The sequence below is a fragment of the Arthrobacter sp. BF1 genome (genome assembly GCF_056680215.1).
The window spans coordinates 891,971-911,290 of the sequence record NZ_CM155271.1 but is presented as its reverse complement, the minus strand read 5'-3'; the positions used below and the strand labels follow the sequence as shown (position 1 = coordinate 911,290).

The 19,320-nt window shown below is 65.5% G+C and carries 13 protein-coding genes; 7 read left to right on the top strand and 6 right to left on the bottom strand.

The features are described 5' to 3' along the window. Positions 1-36: 36 nt before the first annotated feature. The gene (locus AC1MCD_RS04345; protein ID WP_498676168.1) at positions 37-2,364 is read right to left on the bottom strand and encodes an FdhF/YdeP family oxidoreductase; all 2,328 of its coding nucleotides are present in this window, start codon (positions 2,362-2,364) and stop codon (positions 37-39) included. A 227-nt stretch (positions 2,365-2,591) separates the two neighbouring features. Between AC1MCD_RS04345 and AC1MCD_RS04340 the strand changes: the two genes are divergently transcribed. The 4 genes from AC1MCD_RS04340 (at position 2,592) to AC1MCD_RS04325 (ending at position 10,785) form a co-directional block, all read left to right on the top strand. Beyond that, positions 2,592-4,298, top strand: a complete 1,707-nt coding sequence (locus AC1MCD_RS04340; protein ID WP_498676167.1) for a RecQ family ATP-dependent DNA helicase — start codon at positions 2,592-2,594, stop codon at positions 4,296-4,298. Positions 4,299-4,336: 38 nt separating this feature from the next. Continuing rightward, entirely contained in the window at positions 4,337-5,533 is a 1,197-nt protein-coding gene (locus tag AC1MCD_RS04335) for a TerC family protein (protein WP_498676163.1), read from the top strand. A gap of 185 nt (positions 5,534-5,718) precedes the next feature. Further along, the gene (locus tag AC1MCD_RS04330) at positions 5,719-9,507 is read left to right on the top strand and encodes a TM0106 family RecB-like putative nuclease (RefSeq protein ID WP_498678178.1); all 3,789 of its coding nucleotides are present in this window, start codon (positions 5,719-5,721) and stop codon (positions 9,505-9,507) included. A gap of 42 nt (positions 9,508-9,549) precedes the next feature. After that, positions 9,550-10,785 carry an MFS transporter gene (locus tag AC1MCD_RS04325; protein WP_498676161.1) on the top strand — a complete coding sequence of 412 codons (1,236 nt, stop codon included), beginning with the start codon at positions 9,550-9,552 and terminating at the stop codon, positions 10,783-10,785. 36 nt (positions 10,786-10,821) lie between these two features. Here the strand turns inward: AC1MCD_RS04325 and AC1MCD_RS04320 are convergent, their stop codons facing one another. The 4 genes from AC1MCD_RS04320 to AC1MCD_RS04305 form a co-directional block, all read right to left on the bottom strand. Next, positions 10,822-11,118 (bottom strand): acylphosphatase, encoded by a 297-nt coding sequence (locus tag AC1MCD_RS04320; RefSeq protein WP_498676159.1) that lies wholly within the window; start codon positions 11,116-11,118, stop codon positions 10,822-10,824. 5 nt (positions 11,119-11,123) lie between these two features. Then, a complete protein-coding gene (locus AC1MCD_RS04315; RefSeq protein ID WP_498676158.1) occupies positions 11,124-11,669 on the bottom strand; it encodes a YceI family protein in 546 nt (181 codons plus the stop codon). Between the two features lie 131 nt (positions 11,670-11,800). Further along, positions 11,801-12,742: a pullulanase X25 domain-containing protein gene (locus AC1MCD_RS04310; protein ID WP_498676156.1), complete on the bottom strand. Its 942-nt coding sequence runs from the start codon at positions 12,740-12,742 to the stop codon at positions 11,801-11,803. Between the two features lie 238 nt (positions 12,743-12,980). Then, positions 12,981-14,030 carry an adenosine deaminase gene (locus AC1MCD_RS04305; protein ID WP_498676153.1) on the bottom strand — a complete coding sequence of 350 codons (1,050 nt, stop codon included), beginning with the start codon at positions 14,028-14,030 and terminating at the stop codon, positions 12,981-12,983. 48 nt (positions 14,031-14,078) lie between these two features. On the opposite strand from AC1MCD_RS04305, the gene AC1MCD_RS04300 reads away from it, so the two are divergent. Together AC1MCD_RS04300 and AC1MCD_RS04295 are read left to right on the top strand one after the other, a co-directional pair. Then, positions 14,079-16,646: an excinuclease ABC subunit UvrA gene (locus tag AC1MCD_RS04300; RefSeq protein ID WP_498676152.1), complete on the top strand. Its 2,568-nt coding sequence runs from the start codon at positions 14,079-14,081 to the stop codon at positions 16,644-16,646. 217 nt (positions 16,647-16,863) lie between these two features. Then, positions 16,864-17,505: a transglycosylase family protein gene (locus tag AC1MCD_RS04295; protein ID WP_498676150.1), complete on the top strand. Its 642-nt coding sequence runs from the start codon at positions 16,864-16,866 to the stop codon at positions 17,503-17,505. A gap of 130 nt (positions 17,506-17,635) precedes the next feature. On the opposite strand, the gene AC1MCD_RS04290 is transcribed toward AC1MCD_RS04295, so the two are convergent. Next, the gene (locus AC1MCD_RS04290; protein WP_498676148.1) at positions 17,636-18,226 is read right to left on the bottom strand and encodes a hypothetical protein; all 591 of its coding nucleotides are present in this window, start codon (positions 18,224-18,226) and stop codon (positions 17,636-17,638) included. 166 nt (positions 18,227-18,392) lie between these two features. Between AC1MCD_RS04290 and AC1MCD_RS04285 the strand changes: the two genes are divergently transcribed. Beyond that, positions 18,393-19,319 (top strand): MSMEG_6728 family protein, encoded by a 927-nt coding sequence (locus AC1MCD_RS04285; RefSeq protein WP_498676146.1) that lies wholly within the window; start codon positions 18,393-18,395, stop codon positions 19,317-19,319. Position 19,320 lies beyond the last annotated feature (1 nt).

The following is a 19,320-nucleotide window of genomic DNA, read 5'->3' as shown; positions in this document are numbered from 1 at the left end:
CCTGGGTTTCGACAGGCTCAACCACCGCCCACGGGCTCAGCCGGCGGCCACGGCCGCCGGCGCGTGTTCCTTGGCTGGCTCCAGCCGAACGATCACAGCTTTGGACACGGGCGTCTGGCTGCCTTCGGCCACGCTGTCCAGCGGAACAAGGACGTTGGCCTCGGGATAATATGCGGCCGCACAGCCCGCTGCGGTGGGGTACGAGACCACCCGGTAGTTGTGCAGCACGCGCTCCACGTTGTCCTGGTACACGCCGTGAATGTCCACGTGCTGCCCGTCGCTGAGGCCCAAGGCCGCCAGGTCATCGGGGCTGACAAACACCACTTCGCGGCCCTTCCTGATACCGCGGTAACGGTCGTCATTGCCGTAGATGGTGGTGTTGAACTGGTCGTGGGAACGCATGCTTTGCAGGATCAGCGTGCCCGCCGGCCGTTCGACGTGTTCGAGCTGGTTGACCGTGAGCATCGCCTTGCCCATGGGGGTGTCGAACTTGCGTGAGTCCCGGGGGCCGTTCGGCAGCACGAAGCCGCTCTTCTGCCGGATCTTCCCGTTGTAGTCCTCGCATCCGGGGACCACCCGGGAGATGTGGTCGCGGATGAGGTCGTAGTTTTTCTCGAACCCCGCCCAGTCAGCGTTGACCCGGTCACCCACCACTTTCTGGGCGAGCCTGCTGAGGATGGCCACCTCGGACAGCAGCCCGGGCGCCACCGGCGGGACGGCGCCGTGTGAGCCGTGGACTGCGCAGACGGTGTCCTCCACGGACACAAACTGCGGTCCGGATTCCTGCAGGTCAATCTCGGTGCGGCCCATGGTGGGGAGAATCAGTGCCTCGGCACCGGTGACGGTGTGCGAGCGGTTGAGTTTGGTGGAAATCTGAACGGACATTTCCGTGTTTTCCATTGCAGCTATGCCGGCTTGGGTGTCCGACATGGCGCCCACGAAGTTGCCGCCCATCCCGACGAAAACCTTGATCCGGCCGTCACGCATTTGCCTGATGGTCTCAACGGAATCAGCACCGTGTTCACGGGGCGGATCGAAGCTGAATTCCTTCCCCAGTGCGTCCAGGAACGACGGCGGCATCTGCTCCCAGATGCCCATGGTCCGGTCACCCTGGACGTTGCTGTGCCCGCGGATGGGTGAGGCTCCGGCGCCCGGCTTGCCGATGTTGCCGCGGAGCAGCAGGAGGTTGATGATCTCCTTGATGGTGGCCACGCCCTTTTTGTGCTGGGTGATGCCCATGGCCCAGGTGACAATCACTTTCTCGGCCTTCAGGTAGCGCTCCGCCAGCTCGTCGATTTCCTCGGTCCGCAGCCCGGTAGCCTCAAGGACGGCTGCCTCGTCCAGTTCGGCGAGGTGCGCCTTCAGCTCCTCCAGCCCGTGGCAGTGCTCCGCCAGGAAGGCATGGTCCAGCACTGTGCCGGGATTCTTGGCTTCGGCGTCGAGCACACGCTTGGAGACGGCCTGGAGTAGTGCCATGTCGCCGCCAAGCCGGATCTGCAGGAACTGATCCGCAATCTGGGTTCCGTGGCCGATGATGCCCTTGACCTTCTGCGGATTCTTGTAGCGCCGCAGCCCGGCCTCCGGCAGGGGGTTGATGGCCACAATCTGGCCCCCGGCCTCCTTGGTCTCTTCCAGGGCGGTGAGCATCCGCGGGTGGTTGGTGCCCGGGTTCTGGCCCATGATGATGATCAGGTCCGCTTTGGCGTAATCGTCGTAGGAGACGGTGGCTTTCCCGATGCCGATGGTCTGCCCCATGGCCCAGCCCGAGGATTCGTGGCACATGTTGGAGCAGTCCGGCAGGTTGTTGGTGCCGTACGCCCGGACGAACAGTTGGTACAGGAAAGCAGCCTCGTTGGAGGTCCGGCCGCTGGTGTAGAAAGTGGCCTGGTCCGGGCTGGGCAGGGACTTCAGCTTGTCCGCGAGGATGGTGAACGCCCGGTCCCAACTGACAGGCCGGTAGTGGTCCTCACCCGCGGCTTTATGGACCGGCGTGGTGAGGCGCCCCTGCATCCCCAGCCAATACTCGGAGCGTTCCCGGAGCTCACTCACCGCGTGCTCGGACCAGAATTCGGGGCCGACCAGCACAGGAGTGGCCTCCCACGTGACCGCTTTGGCACCGTTTTCACAGAATTCAAAGGTCTTGCGGTGGTCCGGGTCAGGCCACGCGCAGCTCATGCAGTCGAAGCCGTCCTTCTGGTTCATCGCCAGCAGGGTCTTCCCGGCCCGGCCCGCGCCCATGTGCGTGAGGGCCGGCTCCATGGAGTGGTAAACGCCGGGGACGCCGGCGGCCCAGGATTTGGGATGGCCGGTAACCTCGATGTCAGCCTCGTTGACCTCTTCGACCTTCGGGTTTTTACGCGCCACGCTGCACTCTCCTTAGTCATACTGACACCGTCAACACGAAAATATTCAGACTGGTACGGGTTCCTTCCACACTTGTTCAGGGCGTCCCGGAAGTCAAGGAAGGGCGTCCCGGCCGCGCCCAGAGAGGGTGCTGCAGGCGGCGGACGACGGCGGGAGGCCACCTCGCGTAGGCTTGTCACCACGGCTGAAGCAAGCGGCCGCAGGACCCACCACCCGGAGCTGCCTTAATGCCCGAGAAACCTGCGCTAAGTGCGCTTGCCTCCTCCGCTTTCTCCCTCCCGAAGCTCCGCGACGGCCAGCTCGCGGGCATGTCGGCCCTGACGGAGGGCCGTGACGTCCTTGCCGTGATGCCCACCGGCTACGGCAAGTCCGCGGTCTACCAGGTGGCCGCACTGTACCTCCACCAGGAGACGGGACATCCCGCCGTCGTGGTTTCACCGCTGATCGCGCTTCAGGAGGACCAGATCGCGGGCCTCACCGAGGCACTGGGCGAGGGCGCCGCCGTCGCCATTAACTCCGCCCACAGCGACGCGGAAGTGGACGACGCCTGGCGGAAGGTGGAGTCGGGAACTGCCGCTTTCCTTTTCCTGGCGCCGGAGCAGCTGGCGAAAAAGAAAACCGTGGAGCGCATCGCCGCTGTCCGCCCGGCCCTGTTTGTGGTGGATGAAGCCCACTGCGTCTCCTCCTGGGGACACGATTTCCGCCCCGATTACCTCACCCTGGGCACCGTCAGGGAGCAACTCGGCAACCCGCCCGTGGCAGCGCTCACCGCCACGGCCTCCCCGCCGGTGCGGGAGGAGATTGCCGAACGGCTGGGCATGAAGGACCCGCTGGTCCTGATTCACGGCTTCGACCGGCCCAACATCACGCTGGACGTGGTCCGGCATCACGAGGAGAAGGAAAAACGCCGCGCGGTGGTGGAGCAGGTGGTTGCCTTCGTCGACGGAAACAGTGCAGGCGTCGGCACCGGCCAACACGGCCTGCTGTACGCGGCCACGCGCAAGGACACCGAGAAGTACGCCGCCAAACTGGCCGGGCAGGGACTACGTGCCGAGGCGTACCACGCAGGCCGCTCCGCCGCGGACCGCGAACGCGTCCTCGAACTGTTTATGGATGACCAGCTGGATGTGGTGGTGGCAACCACGGCGTTCGGGATGGGGATCGACAAGCCCAACGTCCGGTTTGTGATCCACGCCGACATTCCCGCATCGCTGGATGCCTACTACCAGGAGCTGGGCCGGTCCGGGCGGGACGGTCAGCCGGCGTCGGCCGTTCTGCACTACCGGGCCGAGGACCTGGGACTGAGGAAGTTCTTCGGCACGCACCATCCGGACCCGGCGGCGCTGCTTGCCGTGCTCAAGGCCCTCCGATCGGCGGACGGGCCTGTGTTCGCGTCGTCACTGGCCGAGCTCACCGGCTTCAAGCCGCGTCACATGACTGGCCTGCTGAACCAGCTGCAGGAAGCCGGCGCGGTGAGCTCCGGCAAGCGCGGCGTCCGGCTCATCTCCATGGCCAAGCCGGCCGCACTGGTGCAGCGCGCCGTCGAACTGGCCGCCGCGCGGCAGCGCGTGGACGAGTCCCGGCTCCACATGATGCGCGGCTATGCCGAAACGGATGGTTGCCGGCGCCAGTTCCTGCTGGGGTATTTCGGCGAGGACCTCCCGGAGCCGTGCGGCAACTGTGATTCCTGCACCGAAGCTCCACGGCATGGCGCCGCCCTGCAGCCACAGGCCGGAAATCACGACGGCGGCGCTGCCGGGGATTCGGATGATGTTCCGTTTCCGGTCCAATCGCCTGTGACACACAAAAAGTGGGGTCCCGGGCTGGTGATGCGTTACGAGGATGATGTGATCACCGTCCTGTTTGAGCGGGAAGGCTATAAAACGCTCTCCCGGGATGCCGTCGTGAAGCGGAAGCTCCTGAAACCCGCTTAGGTAGTCTGGAAGTAGACCCACGACGAAAGGCCCCCACCGTGGCAGTTTCTCCCCTTGTCTGGACCCTGACCATCGCGGGAATTGTCGGCCTGCTGGCCTTCGATTACTTCTTCCATGTCCGGAAGGCCCACTCCCCGTCGCTGAAGGAATCGGCCGTTTGGTCCTCCATCTACGTGGGCATTGCCATGATCTTCGGCCTTGGCGTGCTGCTGTTTGGCGGCGCCACCATGGGCACCGAGTACTTCGCCGGCTACGTCACGGAGAAGGCCCTGTCCGTGGACAACCTCTTTGTGTTCCTGATCATCATGTCCAGCTTCAAAGTCCCCCGCGCGGATCAGCAGAAGGTGCTGCTGTTTGGCATCGTCTTCTCCCTGATCGCCCGCACGGCCTTCATCTTCCTGGGCGCGGCACTGATTAACAGTTTCGCGTGGGTGTTCTATATCTTCGGGCTCATCCTGCTGATCACGGCCGGCAACCTGCTCAAGCCCGATGACCACGACGACGACAGCGAAGGACTGGTGGTCCGGCTCGCCAAACGTTTCCTCCCGGCGTCGCAGCACTACGACGGCGACAAGCTGTTCACCATGGAAAACGGCAAGCGCGTCCTCACCCCGATGCTCCTGGTGATGGTGGCGATTGGCGGCACCGACCTGCTCTTTGCCCTGGACTCCATCCCCGCGATCTTCGGGCTGACCCAAAACGTTTTCATCGTCTTCACTGCCACCGCGTTCTCACTGATGGGCCTGCGCCAGCTGTTCTTCCTGATTGACGGGCTCCTGGACCGCCTGATCTTCCTCGCCTACGGGCTTGCGGGGATCCTGGGCTTCATCGGCGTGAAGCTCATCCTGCACGCGCTGCACGAGAACAACCTGCCGTTCATCAACGACGGCGAACCCGTCAACGTGGTGGAAGTCAGCACCGGCGTTTCCCTGACGGTGATCCTGGGAGTCCTGGTGGTCACCATCCTGGCCTCCATCTTCAGCCCCAAAGGCAAGGCCAAGAACGCGGTGTCCGGCGCCAGGCGGCACGCTGTGGAGTACCTGGACCTGAACTACGAAACGGACATTGTGGAGCGGGACCGGATTTTCGCGAAGATGGTCCGCGAGGAAGACCAGATCCGGAAGTTGCCGGAGAAGTACAAGCGGCTGGTCCGCAACGAAACCGAGTTCATGGACCTCCTCCGCAGCGCCCACGCCGAGCACGACAAAGCCCAGGTGCGGGCCGCGAACTCCTAAATCAGCGCCCCCTTAGAACAACACGGCCTAGAACAACGCGGCCTGGAGCAACGCGGGGGCATTTGATGCCCTCCGGGAGGCCCCGGACGGGCGTGATGTGGCCCCGCGTTGTCAGTCCCTGTTGATAGATTCGAATCATGGCCGGGGAATCAACCGCTGGCCAGGGAATTCAATGGGGAGGCCCCGTGTTTCTGCTCGATCCTGCCAGTGCTGGTCCCGGCAGTGCCCATCACGGCGCGGGCGCGCCGCAGGACCTGGTGTTTTCAGCCAGCGACCTGGTGGCGGCCAGCGAATGTGAGTACCGCACGCTCCGCATCCTGGATGAGAAACTGGGCCGCTCCCCCAAAGCCCAGTTTCCCGAGGACGAGATGCAGCGCCGGGCCGGGAAACTAGGCGACCGGCATGAGGAAAAGGTCCTGGCCGGCCTCATCCAGCAGTACGGCAGCTGGGATGCCGGCCGCGGCGCCGGGGTGTACTCCATCGACCGCGGGGACAACTCACGCGGGGATCTTCTGGCAAAACAGGCCGAAACGGAGCTTGCGCTCCGGGCCGGGGCAGACGTTGTCTTCCAGGCGACCTTCTTCGACGGCGAGTTCCTGGGCTACGCGGACTTCATCGTCAATGAGGCCGCCGGCACCGCCAGCTCTGGCCGCTACGAAGTATGGGACACGAAGCTTGCCCGGCATGCCAAGGTGGGGGCTCTTCTGCAGCTGGCCGCCTACGGCGACCAACTCATCGGCATGGGCCTGGAACCCTCCCCCCGGGTCACGCTGGTCCTGGGCGCCGTGGTAGACGGCGATTACGTCCGCACCCACCACTCCTTGCCGGACCTGCTGCCCGTGTTCCGCGAGCGCCGCGACCGTTTCCGTGATCTGACCGCCGCCCACCGGGACCAGGATTCGTCGGTGCAGTGGCAGCAAGCCGGCATCACCTACTGCGGCCGGTGCAACTACTGCGCCGAGCAGGTCCAGGACCACCGGGACCTGCTCATGGTGGGTGGCATGACCACGATTCGGCGCAAGAAGCTCATTGCCGAGGGCATCACCACCATCGACGCACTGGCCGATCTCCCTCCGGGCAAGGCCTCAGGTTCGGTGGTACGGCTCCGCGACCAGGCAAGGATGCAGCTGGGCCGGGACCTGCCAGACGGTTCCCGCACCTTCACCAAGGACGGCGAAGACCACACGGTGGCATTCAAGGTCCTGCCGGAGAATGCCTTGGCCGGCATTCCGGCGCCCAGCCCCGGCGATATCTTTTTCGACTTCGAGGGAGATCCGCTGTGGCAGGACCCCGCCACCAGCCAGTGGGGGCTGGAGTACCTCTTTGGCGTGGTCGAGGCACCCGCCGGCCCGGCAGGAGACGGCCCGGCGGCTGACAGGCAGAATGGCAGACAAGCCGTCAGGCAGGATGGCGATGTCAGCAGCCCCGTGTTCCGGCCGTTCTGGGCGCATTCCCGTTCCGGGGAACGGCAGGCGTTCCTCCACTTCCTGGCATACGTGGAAGAACGCCGCGCACGGTTTCCTGACATGCACGTCTACCACTACGCCGCGTACGAGAAATCGGCCCTCCGGAACCTGTCCGTGCGCCATCTGGCCGGCGAGGACATCGTGGACAACTGGCTCCGCGAAGGGGTGCTCGTGGATCTCTACGCCACGGCACGGCATTCGCTCCGGATCTCCGAGCCGTCCTACTCCATCAAGAAACTCGAGCCGCTGTACATGGGGGACAATCTTCGCTCCGGAGACGTGAAGGACGCAGGCGCCTCCGTGGTGGCCTACGCCGCCTACTGCGCTGCCCGGGACGGCGGCGATGCCGCGGAAGCTGCGAAGATTCTCGCCTCGATCTCCGATTACAACGAGTACGACTGCCTCTCCACTCTCCGCCTGCGCGACTGGCTGCTGGAACTGCGGGACTCTCCTGCTCACGCTCCGGGCCACACCGCTGCGGGGCCGGGAACAGGTCAAACGCTCGACGGCGGCGCACCGGCTCCGCTTCGATCTGAGACTCCCGACGTTCCGGAAGCCCAGCCCACACCCGGTGAGCTCAGGCTCCAGGAGTATCTGGCGGGTCTCCCGGACACCCGGCCGTGGACGAACGACGAACGGGCCATCGCGATGGTGGCCGCGGCCACCGGGTACCACCGGCGGGAACGGAAGCAGTTCTGGTGGGAACACTTCGACCGCACCGAAGCCGAGATCGACCTCTGGTCCGATCACCGCAACGTGTTTGTGGTGGACACAGCAGAGGTGGTGGCCGACTGGGCGCTGGCCAAGCCCACCGTGCGCATGCGCACCCGCACGCTCAAGCTGACCGGAACCATGAGCGAGGGCTCTGACTTCAAGCCCGGCACCACCTGGTGCCGGCTTTATGATTCACCGCTCCCCGACGGCCTGGAGGATCCGTCCGGAACCACCGGCCGGGGCTTCACCTTTGGCACCCTCGTGACAGCCGTGGAGGACCACCCCCGGATCGCCGGCCAGAGCATCGTCACCATCGAGGAGAAGGAAACCGGCAAGGTTCCGGCGTATCCACACATCCCGGTGGCCCTCACTGAGGACCAGCCGGTCCGCACCGCCAGCATCGAAGCCGCGCTGGCGGAGCTTGCCGCGGTTGTCGGTGCCGCAGTTCCCTCCCTCCCCAAGCATCCCGGCGTCGACATCCTCCGCAAACTCCCGCCGCGCTTCCGTTCGCTCCCCGGGCCTGCCCCTGCCGGAGACGGCGGCCCCCGAACTGACAGCGCTGGCGTACCGGACTACGTCAGCGCCATCACTACCTCGCTGCTCGATATCGATCATTCCTACCTGGCCGTGCAGGGTCCTCCCGGGACAGGCAAAACGTATGTGGGCTCCCACGTCATTGCCAGGCTGGTGGCCCTGGGCTGGAAAATCGGTGTGGTAGGGCAGTCGCATGCCGTAGTGGAAAACATGCTGTGCACCGCCATCGAAACCGCCGGAGTGGATCCCGCCCGGGTGGCCAAGAAGGTGGTCGGCGACCATGCCGTGCCGTGGCAGAAGAAGAAGGACGACGACGTCTCGGCCCTCCTCGCGTCCCCCGGCGGCGCGCTGGTTGGCGGCACCGCCTGGACCCTGACCGGCAAGTCGGTCCCCGCGGGATCGCTGGACCTGCTGGTGATTGACGAGGCAGGGCAGTTCTCGCTGGCCAACACGCTGGCCGTGGCCCGTTCCGCCAAACGACTCCTGCTCCTGGGCGATCCACAGCAGTTGCCGCAGGTCACCCAGGGCTCACACCCCGAGCCGGTGGACGAATCGGCCTTGGGCTGGCTCGCCGCGGGCCATGCCACCCTGCCTGAAAACCTGGGTTACTTCCTGGCCGACAGCTGGCGCATGCATCCCGATCTGTGCCGCGCCGTGTCCGTTCTCAGCTATGACGGCAAGCTCGAAGCGGCGCCCGCTGCTTCGCTGCGGAGCCTGGCAGAGCTGCCGGCCGGCGTCGAAACCGTGTTCGTGGCGCACAGCGGGAACAGCACGTCCTCCCCGGAAGAGGCGGCCGAGGTGGTCAGGCAGGCGCAGCGGCATCTCGGGCTGAAGTGGATTCCGGGAGGCGACAAACCCGCCCGGGCGCTGACCGCCGAGGACATCCTGGTGGTGGCCGCCTACAACGCCCAGGTCCAGCTGATCCGGCAAGAACTGCAGCACGCGGGCCTGCCCGGCGTGCGGGTGGGCACGGTGGACAAGTTCCAGGGCCAGGAGGCGCCCGTTGTTGTGGTCTCCATGGCCTGCTCCGCAGTGGCTGAAGCCCCGCGAGGTGCCGAGTTCCTGCTGAACCGGAACCGGATCAACGTGGCCGTGTCTCGGGGGCAATGGCGTGCGGTGATAGTACGTTCACCCGAACTCACCAACTACATGCCGTCCAAACCTGCGGTACTCGAAGAGCTCGGCGCCTTCATTGGCCTCAGCCCGGGCCGCCGGCGCATAGGAAGCCACGAACGCCCAGGGAGCCATCAACGCGGGTAGCCGTCAACGTCCAGGTAGCCGTCAACAGGGTAAGTTCAGTGGGTGACATCCCAGACCAACAAACTGCCTGTCGGCGCCCTGATCGTCCTTGCTGCCATCGGGTTCACGGCCATCACCACCGAGCTCCTGCCGTCCGGCCTGCTGCCGCAGATCAGCGCCGATTTTAAGGTTTCGGAGGCAACGGCCGGCTACCTGACCGCAGGCTACGCGGCCATCATCGTCATCACCGTCATCCCGTTGTCCATGACCCTGGCGCGGATTCCGCGGCACTACCTGCTCATCGCCCTGATCCTGACCTTCGCCGCGAGCAACGCACTGGTGGCGCTGGTCTCCGACTTCGGCGCCGCCATGGGTTCGCGGGTGGTGGGCGGCATTGCCCACGGCCTGCTGTGGTCCGCAATGGCCCCGTTCGTGGCCCGGATTGTCCCCGCCCACCAAGTAGGCAAGGCCCTTGCCATCGTCTTCAGCGGCAACAGTCTGGGCCTGGCCATTGGCGCCCCGGTGGGCACTGCACTTGGCAACCTCCTCGGCTGGCGCTCAGCCTTCCTGGTCCTGGCTGCCTCCGGCGTGCTGCTGGCCCTCCTTGCGGTGTGGCTGCTCCCACCGGTCCGGCGCATCCCCGATGCTCCGCGCCCGTCGCTCCGGAAAGCGATCAGCCAGCCCGGTGTGAAAACCATCGCCGTGGGGTGGCCGCTGATGCTGATGGCACACTTCGCACTGTTCACTTACATAGCCCCGTTCCTGCGCGAGGTCCGGCTCCCCGACTTCAGCATTCCGCTGTCCATCAGCGTCCTGGGCGTCGCCGGCCTGGTGGGCATCTGGATCGCCGGCATCACCGTGGACTCAAAGCCGCGGCGCTGGCACGGCATCACCGTCGCCGGTGTGGTGGTTTCGCTGCTGCTGCTGCCTCTGGTGGGAACCGCCCTGCCCGGCTTTGCACCGGGCGGCGTCACCACGCAAGGCCTCGCACTGCCGGCAGCCTTGCTCCTCATGTTCGTGTGGGGCACAGGCATCGGCGCCATGGGAATCTACAACCAGTCCGCCATCCTCCGCGCGGGCGGTGAATACCGGGACGCCGCCAACGGCCTCACCGTGCTGACCATTCAGGTGGGCATCACCATAGGTGCGATGTTCGGCGCGGCCGCCCTCACCGTGGCCGGACCTCTCCTGATCCCTGTCGCAGCCGCCATCCCTGCCGCCATCGCGTTTGTGCTGATCATGGCCGGCAGGCGCTACGCCTACCCGCCGGGCCAGCGGGAACGCGTCAGCGGGCCCTGAAGTCCCGGAAGGACCCGTCGGGCCAGCGGGAACGCGTCAGCGGGCCCTGAAGTCCCGGAAGGACCCGTCGGCGTCCGAGATGGCCTCCTCCACGCGTTCCACGCGCCCCGGGGCGTTCTCGGACCTCAGCCAATCCAGCAATTGGTGCACCTGCTCCTGCGGCCCTTCGGCAACCACCGATACGGAACCGTCGTCGAGGTTCTTCACCACTCCCCTGAGCGCCAGCTCGTCAGCCTTGCCCATGGTCCAGAAACGGAATCCGACCCCCTGCACCACGCCAAAGACGCGGGCAGAGAGCCGGATATCACCCCGCTGGGGGCTTCCAGTGGTCATTACACTCAGGCCTGCTTGACCAGCGCAGCTTCGACGTTGATCTTAACTTTGTCGCTGACCAGCAGGCCGCCTGCTTCCAGCGCCGCGTTCCAGGTGAGGCCGAATTCCTTGCGGCTGATGTCGGTTTCAGCGGAGAAACCCGCACGGGTGGCACCGAACGGGTCAACGGCAACCCCCGTGAATTCGACTTCCAACTCCACCGGCTTGGTGACGCCGCGGATGGTGAGATCGCCGGTGAGCGTGTAATCCTCGCCGTCGCCTTCCACCGAGGTGGCACGGAACGTCATCTCCGGGAATTGCTCCACGTCAAAGAAGTCCGGGCCCTTGACGTGCCCGTCACGGTTGGCGTCACCGGATTCGAAGCTGGCGGTTTTCACCGTGGCATGAAGTGACGCATCAGCCAAGGATTCGCCAACTCGGGCTTCCGCCGAAGCGTCCGTGAAGCGGCCACGGACCTTGCTGATGCCTGCGTGGCGGACGGTGAAGCCGATTTCACTATGGGACATGTCCAAGTTCCAGACGCCTGATGTCAGGCCTGAGGGAAGGGTCACTTTTTGCATCTCCTTGTGCTGGGAAACAGTGTGGGAACCGGCTGGTACAGCCGGTTCCCACACTGCTTCACTCAGGACCTTTTGTCCAGAGAATGCGCCGCCCGGATCACCGCGGGCAGCAGTTACCGCTCTCAGCTGTTGATGGTGATGTCCCGCGTGCGGTGGTCGTAGCGGATGGTGACAGTGCCGCCGTCGTGGTGCAGCTCGTGGTTGGGACCATCGAACGTACCGAACGCGCCATAGTTCTCGGTCCACGACCGGTTCAGGGCAATCTTGAAGGTGTAGTAACCGGCAGGCAGTTCGGTGCTCTTCGTCCACAGCTGCGAGCTGAAGTCGAAGTCCATCTGCGACTCGTCATACTGCGGTGCCCAGTTCTCCGGAGCACCCAGGAAGGTGTTGAAATCGCCGGCCACGGCCACGGCTTCGGGCTGCGGGAAGGTTTCCTCATCCGGGCCTTCAAGCGGCTCTGGCGCAACGCCGGCAGCGGTGGCCTTCGTGGCGGGCGCCTTACGCGAACGGACGGCTTTGACCACCGGCTCCACAGCTTCCTCGATCAGCTTCGCGGCCTTGCCCACAGCCTCGGCAGCCTTCTTTGCCGGAGCCTTTTTGGCGGGTGCCTTCTTCGCCGGCGCCTCAGTGGCCACTGCCTTCGCACCGGAAGTCTTGCTGGCGGCCGCCACCTTTGCTGGGACCTTCTGTACCGCGGGAGCGGCGGGAACCGGGGTGCCGGCTGGGACGGGAGTCCCGGCGTCGAGCGCTGCCGCGAAAGTATCCGGATCGGCGAAGGCGACCGTGGCGCGCATGCCGTCCTCGCTGACGGTCCAGCCGGAACGGCCCTTGACCAGCCAGCCGGCCTTGACCAGTTTGGCCGTGGCGGAGGTGAGGGTCTTGTGGCCGCGGGGAATGCCGCCGCTGAGCAGCGTGGCTTCATGTTCGGTGAACGGCACGCGGGCGGTGGCTTCCGCCAGGACCTCACCGGCGTTGCGCGCCTCGCCGTTCCACGTGCCCTCTGTCAGGACATCCAGCACGGTCTTGAGTCGAAGGTAGGTGTTTTCTGCGGTGGACTTGGCCATGATTCCCCTTAGTGAAGCGATCTGTCTTAAGGCATCTTGCCAAGACCGTATTAAATCGCACGACTTGAAATGGTTAACTCTGCGTGTCGTGACCGACTATGACGTCGATTACAGCGGAACTGAGGCAGGAGTCTCGGCTAGTGGGCTGTTTTCTCAACCCTTGACCGCTTTTCCGGGAACCGCCACTCACTTCCCAGACGCGCGCGAGTCCCAGTTTAGCGACCACTTCGGGCCGTAGCTACCCGCGGTTCAACTCGTCAAGAAGCTCGGCTTTCCTCTCTTCGGAAGCAAAGGACGAGTGGATGGAATTGGCTGCGAGCCGCGACCGGTCAAAATCCGACAACTCAAACACTGCCTGCAGCTGCGCGAAGTTGTCATCCACGTAGCCGCCGAAGTAGGCAGGATCGTCCGAATTCACCGAAACGTTGAGCCCGGCGGCAAGCATCGCCGGCAACGGGTGGTCAGCCAAGGTGTCCACGGCCCGGAGCCGGACGTTGGACAGCGGACAGACCGTCAGCGGAATCCGCTCATCCACGAGGCGCTCCACTAGGTCGGGGTCCTCCATGCAGCGGATGCCGTGGTCAATGCGCTCCACGCCCAGGACGTCTAGCGCTTCGATGATGTACGACGCCGGTCCTTCCTCGCCTGCGTGCGCGGTGAGCCGCAGTCCCGCTTCGCGGGCTTTCGCGAACAGCCGCTCAAACTTTGCTGGCGGGTTACCCACTTCGGCCGAGTCCAGGCCGATGGCGGCGATGGGCGCGTTCATGGCCAACAGGCCGGCCAGGACCTCCAGCGCCGATTCCTCGGAAAGGTCGCGCAGGAACGCGGCGATCAGCAGGGTAGAAATTCCGTAGTCCTCCACGGACGCCGCCAGGGCCGAGGCCACACCGTTAACGCAGGTTTCCAGGCTGACGCCGCGGGAGATGTGGGCCTGCGGGTCCATCATGATCTCGGCATGCCGGACGCCGGCAGCGGCGGCCCGGGCCAGGTAGGCGCGGGTCATGTCGGCGAAGTCCTGTTCAGTCTGCAGCACTGCCATGTTGGCGTAGTACAGGTTCAGGAACGACTGCAGGTCACTGAATTCATACAGCGCCCGCAACTCTTCAAGGTCCGCATAGGGAAGTGCCATGCCGTTGCGCTCCGCCAGCTCAAAGATCAGCTCGGGCTGCAGCGTGCCCTCAATGTGCAGGTGCAGTTCCGCGAGAGGCAGAAGTTGCGGCGCTTCGTCGGTCTCGGGAAGCTCCGATTCCGGCAGCGGATCGGCGGCAATGTCCGGGTAATTGTCCATCGGCTCAGGATATCGCCCGCCGGCCGCTTCACGGCTAGAGTCGAACCAATGCGGAACCCTCAGCAGGCTGACCATCCTAACCTCAACGCTTCCGGCCATCTCGCCGACGGCTTCGTCCGGGTCCGGGGAGCCCGCGAGAATAACCTGCGCAACGTGGACGTGGATGTTCCCCGCGACTCCATCGTGGCCTTCACCGGCGTGTCCGGCTCAGGAAAGTCATCACTGGCATTTGGGACCATCTACGCCGAAGCCCAGCGCCGCTACTTCGAATCCGTAGCCCCCTATGCACGCCGCCTCATCCAGCAGGGCCACAATCCCAAGGTGGAGATGATTTCCGGGCTCCCGCCCGCCGTCGCGCTTCAACAGCGGCGCGGCGCACCGAGCAGCCGTTCCACCGTGGGCACGGTGACCACACTGTCCAATTCGCTCCGCATGCTGTTCTCGAGGGCGGGAACCTATCCGCAAGGGGCCGCCCAACTGGACTCCGATGCCTTCTCACCGAACACTGCGGCGGGCGCCTGCCAGGAATGCCACGGGCTGGGTGTGGCCCACACGGTCAGCGAGGATTCCCTGGTGCCGGACACCGGCCTGACCATCCGTGAAGGTGCCATCGCCGCGTGGCCGGGTGCCTGGCAGGGCAAGAACCTCCGCGACATCCTCAGCCACCTCGGCTACGACGTGGACGTCCCCTGGCGGAAGCTGCCCAGGAAGCAGCGTGACTGGATCCTGTTCACGGAGGAGCAGCCCGTCGTCGAGGTCACGCCCGAACGGGACCGTGTGGCCAAGCCCTATAAGGGCCGGTTCTGGAGCGCCAAAAGCTATGTCCTGCACACCCTGGCGGACTCCCAGAGCGCTGCCATGCGTGAGCGCGTGCTGGCGTTCATGGAATCCGGGCCCTGCCCCCGCTGCGGGGGAACCGGGCTCCGGCCGGAGGCTCTCGCGGTGTCCTTCGCCGGCAGGAACATCGCCGAACTGAACGCCGCCCCCATGGTGGAACTGGCCGAGATCATCCGCCCCACTGCAGGCCTTAAGGACGCCGGAACCGCGTCCCGCCGGCAGTCGTCCGGGGAGGAGAACGAGGTGGCCGTCGCCATCACCGCCGACCTCCTGCACCGCATCACGGTGCTGCTGGACCTGGGACTCGGCTACCTCGCCCTGGGCCGCTCCACTCCCACCCTCTCCCCCGGCGAAATGCAGCGGCTGAGAATCGCCACCCAACTCCGGTCCGGACTGTTCGGCGTGATCTACGTGCTGGACGAACCGTCCGCAGGCCTTCACCCGGCCGACGCCGAGCCGCTCCTGGCGGTCCTTGACCAGCTCAAGGCGTCAGGCAACTCGGTCTTCGTGGTGGAACACAACATGGATGTGGTCCGCCGGGCCGACTGGCTGGTGGACGTCGGACCCCGCGCCGGGGAAGGCGGCGGCGAGGTGCTCTACAGCGGGCCCGTCGCCGGCCTGGCTGACGTTGCGGAGTCGGTTACCCGCCCGTTCCTGTTCGACGGCGGCGCGTCCGACGGCGGCGCGTCCGGCGCACGTTTGCCGGCCGCGCGCGGAGGCGCCCGCAAACCCGACGGCTGGCTGGAGCTGACCGGAATCAGCCAGCACAACCTCAAGGACCTTGACGCCCGTTTCCCGATAGGAGTCCTGACGGCAGTCACAGGCGTGTCCGGCTCAGGCAAGTCGACCCTGGTGAGCCGTGTCCTCGCCGACGTAGTGGGTTCCAGCCTGCGGAACCATCCGGCGGCGGAGCCGGGCGAACCGGAGGAGGCAGATCCGTCCGAGCCGTTGACGGTGGGGACGGTCAGCGGCACGGACCGGATCGACAGACTGGTTACCGTGGACCAGAAACCCATCGGCCGGACGCCGCGCTCCAACCTGGCCACCTACACCGGGCTCTTCGACGCTGTGCGCAAGGAGTTCGCCGCCACGGACGAGGCCCGGGCACGCGGATTCGGGGCCGGGCGGTTCTCCTTCAACGTGGCCGGCGGCCGCTGCGAGACGTGCCAGGGCGAAGGCTTCGTTGCGGTGGAACTGCTCTTCCTACCCGGGAGCTACGGTCCGTGCCCTGAGTGCGGCGGTTCACGCTACAACCCGGAAACCCTTGAAGTGACGTACCGCGGCAAGAACGTGGCCGAGGTCCTGCGTCTAACGGTTGACGCCGCTGCCGGGTTCCTGGCTGACATTCCGGCGGCGGCCCGCAGCCTGAAGAGTCTCCGCGACGTGGGCCTGGGCTACCTCCGGCTGGGCCAGCCCGCCACCGAGCTCTCCGGCGGCGAAGCCCAGCGCATCAAGCTCGCCACCGAACTCCAGCGGGCCCGGCGCGGACACACGCTCTATCTTTTGGACGAGCCGACCACCGGACTGCATCCCGCCGACGTCCAACTGCTGATGACCCAGCTCCATGGCCTGGTGGACAGCGGCAACACCGTAGTGGTGGTGGAACACGAGATGGATGTTGTGGCTGGCGCCGACTGGGTCATCGACCTTGGCCCCTCGGGTGGCGATGCGGGCGGACGGATCGTCGCTGCCGGGACCGCTGCCGCCGTCGCGCGTTCCGGCGAAGGCCGCACCGCGCCGTATTTGGCGGCGGCACTCCCCCAGGCCACCACCAGCTAACACCCAGTAAAGATCTCGGTTTGATAACGTTCGGTTGATGGCCTAGCGTGGGACGCATGCCCGCCACGCCGCGGGCGCATGAATGCCCGGTGCTGCCTCCACCTGAACTGCCCGGCCGGCAGACACCGAATTGACCTCTCTTTGTCAGAGGGCGGGCAGTGGCGTGATGACTTCCGGGGACGGAACGAGCGCTGGTGGCCTTCAGGAGCATCACACCATGAAAAACACCACCATTCGTACTGCCGCACGCCGTGGCGCAACAGTCGCCGCCATCGCAGGGGCCGGAATTGTGCTTTCCACCACCGGCGCCAGCGCCGCCACCAGCGGCTCAACCTGGGACGCCCTGGCACAGTGTGAAAGCGGAGGCAACTGGGCCATCAACACCGGCAACGGCTTCACGGGCGGCCTGCAGTTCACCGGCAGCACGTGGGCTGCCTATGGCGGCACGGGTTCCGCTGCAAACGCCAGCCGTGAGCAGCAGATTGCCGTGGCCGAACGGGTCCAGGCCGCACAGGGCTGGGGCGCCTGGCCGGCCTGCGCGGCCAAGCTTGGCCTGAGCGGCGGCGGTGGCGCGCCGGCGCCTGCAGCACAAAGCGTGCCGGTTAACCTGGCGCCGGCTGCTCAGGCGCCCGTTACCCAAACGCCCGTAGTCTACGCACCGGTGGCGGCTCCGCAGCACGTCGCCCCCACGGCGCTGAGCGGTGAGACCTACACCCTGGAAGCGGGCGATACCCTCAGCACCGTTGCCCAGAAACTTGGTATTCAGGGCGGCTGGGAGAAGCTGGCGGACGCCAACCTTGCCACCATTGCCGACCCGAACCTGGTGTTCGCAGGGCAGGTCATCCAGCTCCCCGCCTAGAGGTCAGCCGTTCCGGTGCCCCTTTCCCCTGCCCCGGAACGGCTGAGCAGCAAAACAACGACGCCGGAGCTTCCCCACCCAGGAAGCTCCGGCGTCGTCCGTTGTTCAGTTTTTCGCTGTTGCCCAGCGGCTAAGCGGCCACCGGGATTTCCCGGACGATCCGCACTTTCCAGGCACCGGCATCGCTGGTGTCCAGCAGTGCCACCGTGCCGTGGGCTACGTTCAGTGCCACGCGCTTGGCAGCAAGCAGCTCGAGGTAGAGGTGCTCGTTCATGCGGCTGGGAGTGTCGATGATGTACTTCACGGCGTCGCGGACTTTGCGGTAGTTGGCGCTCTTCTCGCGGTGCAGGTGAAGCTCCAACAGCTGGCGTTGACGAACTTTCGGCTCGTGCTTGTTGAGCCAGGAAACGGCCAAGTGGACGGCGACCACGAGGGTGAGGGACACTGCGTAGATCCACATGCCGCTCGTCAGCAGGAACAAAGGCAGATTACCGATGGCTACGAGCGCAATCACAATCCGCAGCGCAACGATCCGCCGAAGAGTCAGGGCTACGGAGGCCATGGCGGCGCGGAAGCCGTGCTGTTCTTTCTGCGCTTCGGCCGGGTCAAGCGTAAATTCATCAAGGACCAGGATGCCTTTGGCCTCCGGGCCCAGCATCTGCCCGAACTTGGGCTTGAAATGCGACGATGGACCGGCGGTCGTTTCAAGTGAAATTGTCATGGGGGGCTTCCTGGACGGTGGGGCGTTTCGGTGATCTTAGTGGGTAACGGCGTCCGGTGTATGTATTGGTCCACTATGTGAACACCATGGGCCGTCGCCGGAGGCGCCGCGTGTGGCGTCGGGCACTGCAATTGGCACATCCGCCGCGTGCCGTCAGACTGAAGGGATGCAAACCTTCCTTCCGTATCCCGATTTCCGGCAGAGCGCCGCAGCACTGGACACCGCCAGGCTTGGCAAACAGCGTGTCGAGGCGCTGCAGACCCTCCGGGCTCTGGTGATTCCCGAGTACGGCTGGCAGACCCACCCCGCAGTCCGCATGTGGATGGGCCACGTGCCGGCCCTGACCATGTACGGCCTGGCGATGGTGGACGAATGGACCACGCGCGGCCATGCAGACAACACGCGCGCCAACATCACCGAGTTCGCACCCCAGGCAGCCCATCCCGATTACGCCGCCAAGATTCCCATGCCGGAGTGGCTCGGGAACCCTGACTTTCATTTGAGCCACCGCGCCAAACTGCTCCGCAAGGAACCCAAGTTCTACAAGTCGGTGTTCCTGGACGCCGACTTGGATATTGACTACATCTGGCCCGAGCCCAAGCACGAATTCCTTCCGGCCGACCCCGAGGATGACTTCCTGTGGATCCTCCGCGACCCGCACACCGAAGTTGATCCGGAGAAGCTGGACACCGTGGCGCTGCCACCGGTCCGGCGCGCCAACGCCGCCGCTGCTGTCCCGGAGGCCGATGGTTATTCCCCCGTTTACATTGATGACGGGTCGCGCCGCCCCTCCAAGCAGCCGCGCAAACTGCCTCCCAAGCTCGTCAAGAAGCCCACGCGGAAGCGGCAGGCGCAGGAGGAAGCGTTCGCCACGCTGCCCGGCAAAACCACCGTTGCCGTGTCGTTCGAGGACGGCCGCAGGTTCGCCGTGGGGCAGGTCCTTGGCCGGCCCATCACGCTCGACGACGGCCGTTTCGGCCGCAACTTCAGCATCACCGAAGTGATCGACCGGTCCACGTTCGATTACCCCGCACTGCTGCAGGATCCGCGCGTGTTCTTCCCGGTTCCGGCTCCTTCCGTTCTCGCCCCCTGAT

Excerpts from the sequence above, each read along its gene's own strand:
- AC1MCD_RS04340 (WP_498676167.1), top strand. The coding sequence starts at position 2,592 with ATGCCCGAGAAACCTGCGCTAAGTGCGCTTGCCTCCTCCGCTTTCTCC.
- AC1MCD_RS04320 (WP_498676159.1), bottom strand. The coding sequence starts at position 11,118 with ATGACCACTGGAAGCCCCCAGCGGGGTGATATCCGGCTCTCTGCCCGC.
- AC1MCD_RS04310 (WP_498676156.1), bottom strand. The coding sequence starts at position 12,742 with ATGGCCAAGTCCACCGCAGAAAACACCTACCTTCGACTCAAGACCGTG.
- AC1MCD_RS04305 (WP_498676153.1), bottom strand. The coding sequence starts at position 14,030 with ATGGACAATTACCCGGACATTGCCGCCGATCCGCTGCCGGAATCGGAG.
- AC1MCD_RS04300 (WP_498676152.1), top strand. The coding sequence starts at position 14,079 with ATGCGGAACCCTCAGCAGGCTGACCATCCTAACCTCAACGCTTCCGGC.
- AC1MCD_RS04295 (WP_498676150.1), top strand. The coding sequence starts at position 16,864 with ATGAAAAACACCACCATTCGTACTGCCGCACGCCGTGGCGCAACAGTC.
- AC1MCD_RS04290 (WP_498676148.1), bottom strand. The coding sequence starts at position 18,226 with ATGACAATTTCACTTGAAACGACCGCCGGTCCATCGTCGCATTTCAAG.
- AC1MCD_RS04285 (WP_498676146.1), top strand. The coding sequence starts at position 18,393 with ATGCAAACCTTCCTTCCGTATCCCGATTTCCGGCAGAGCGCCGCAGCA.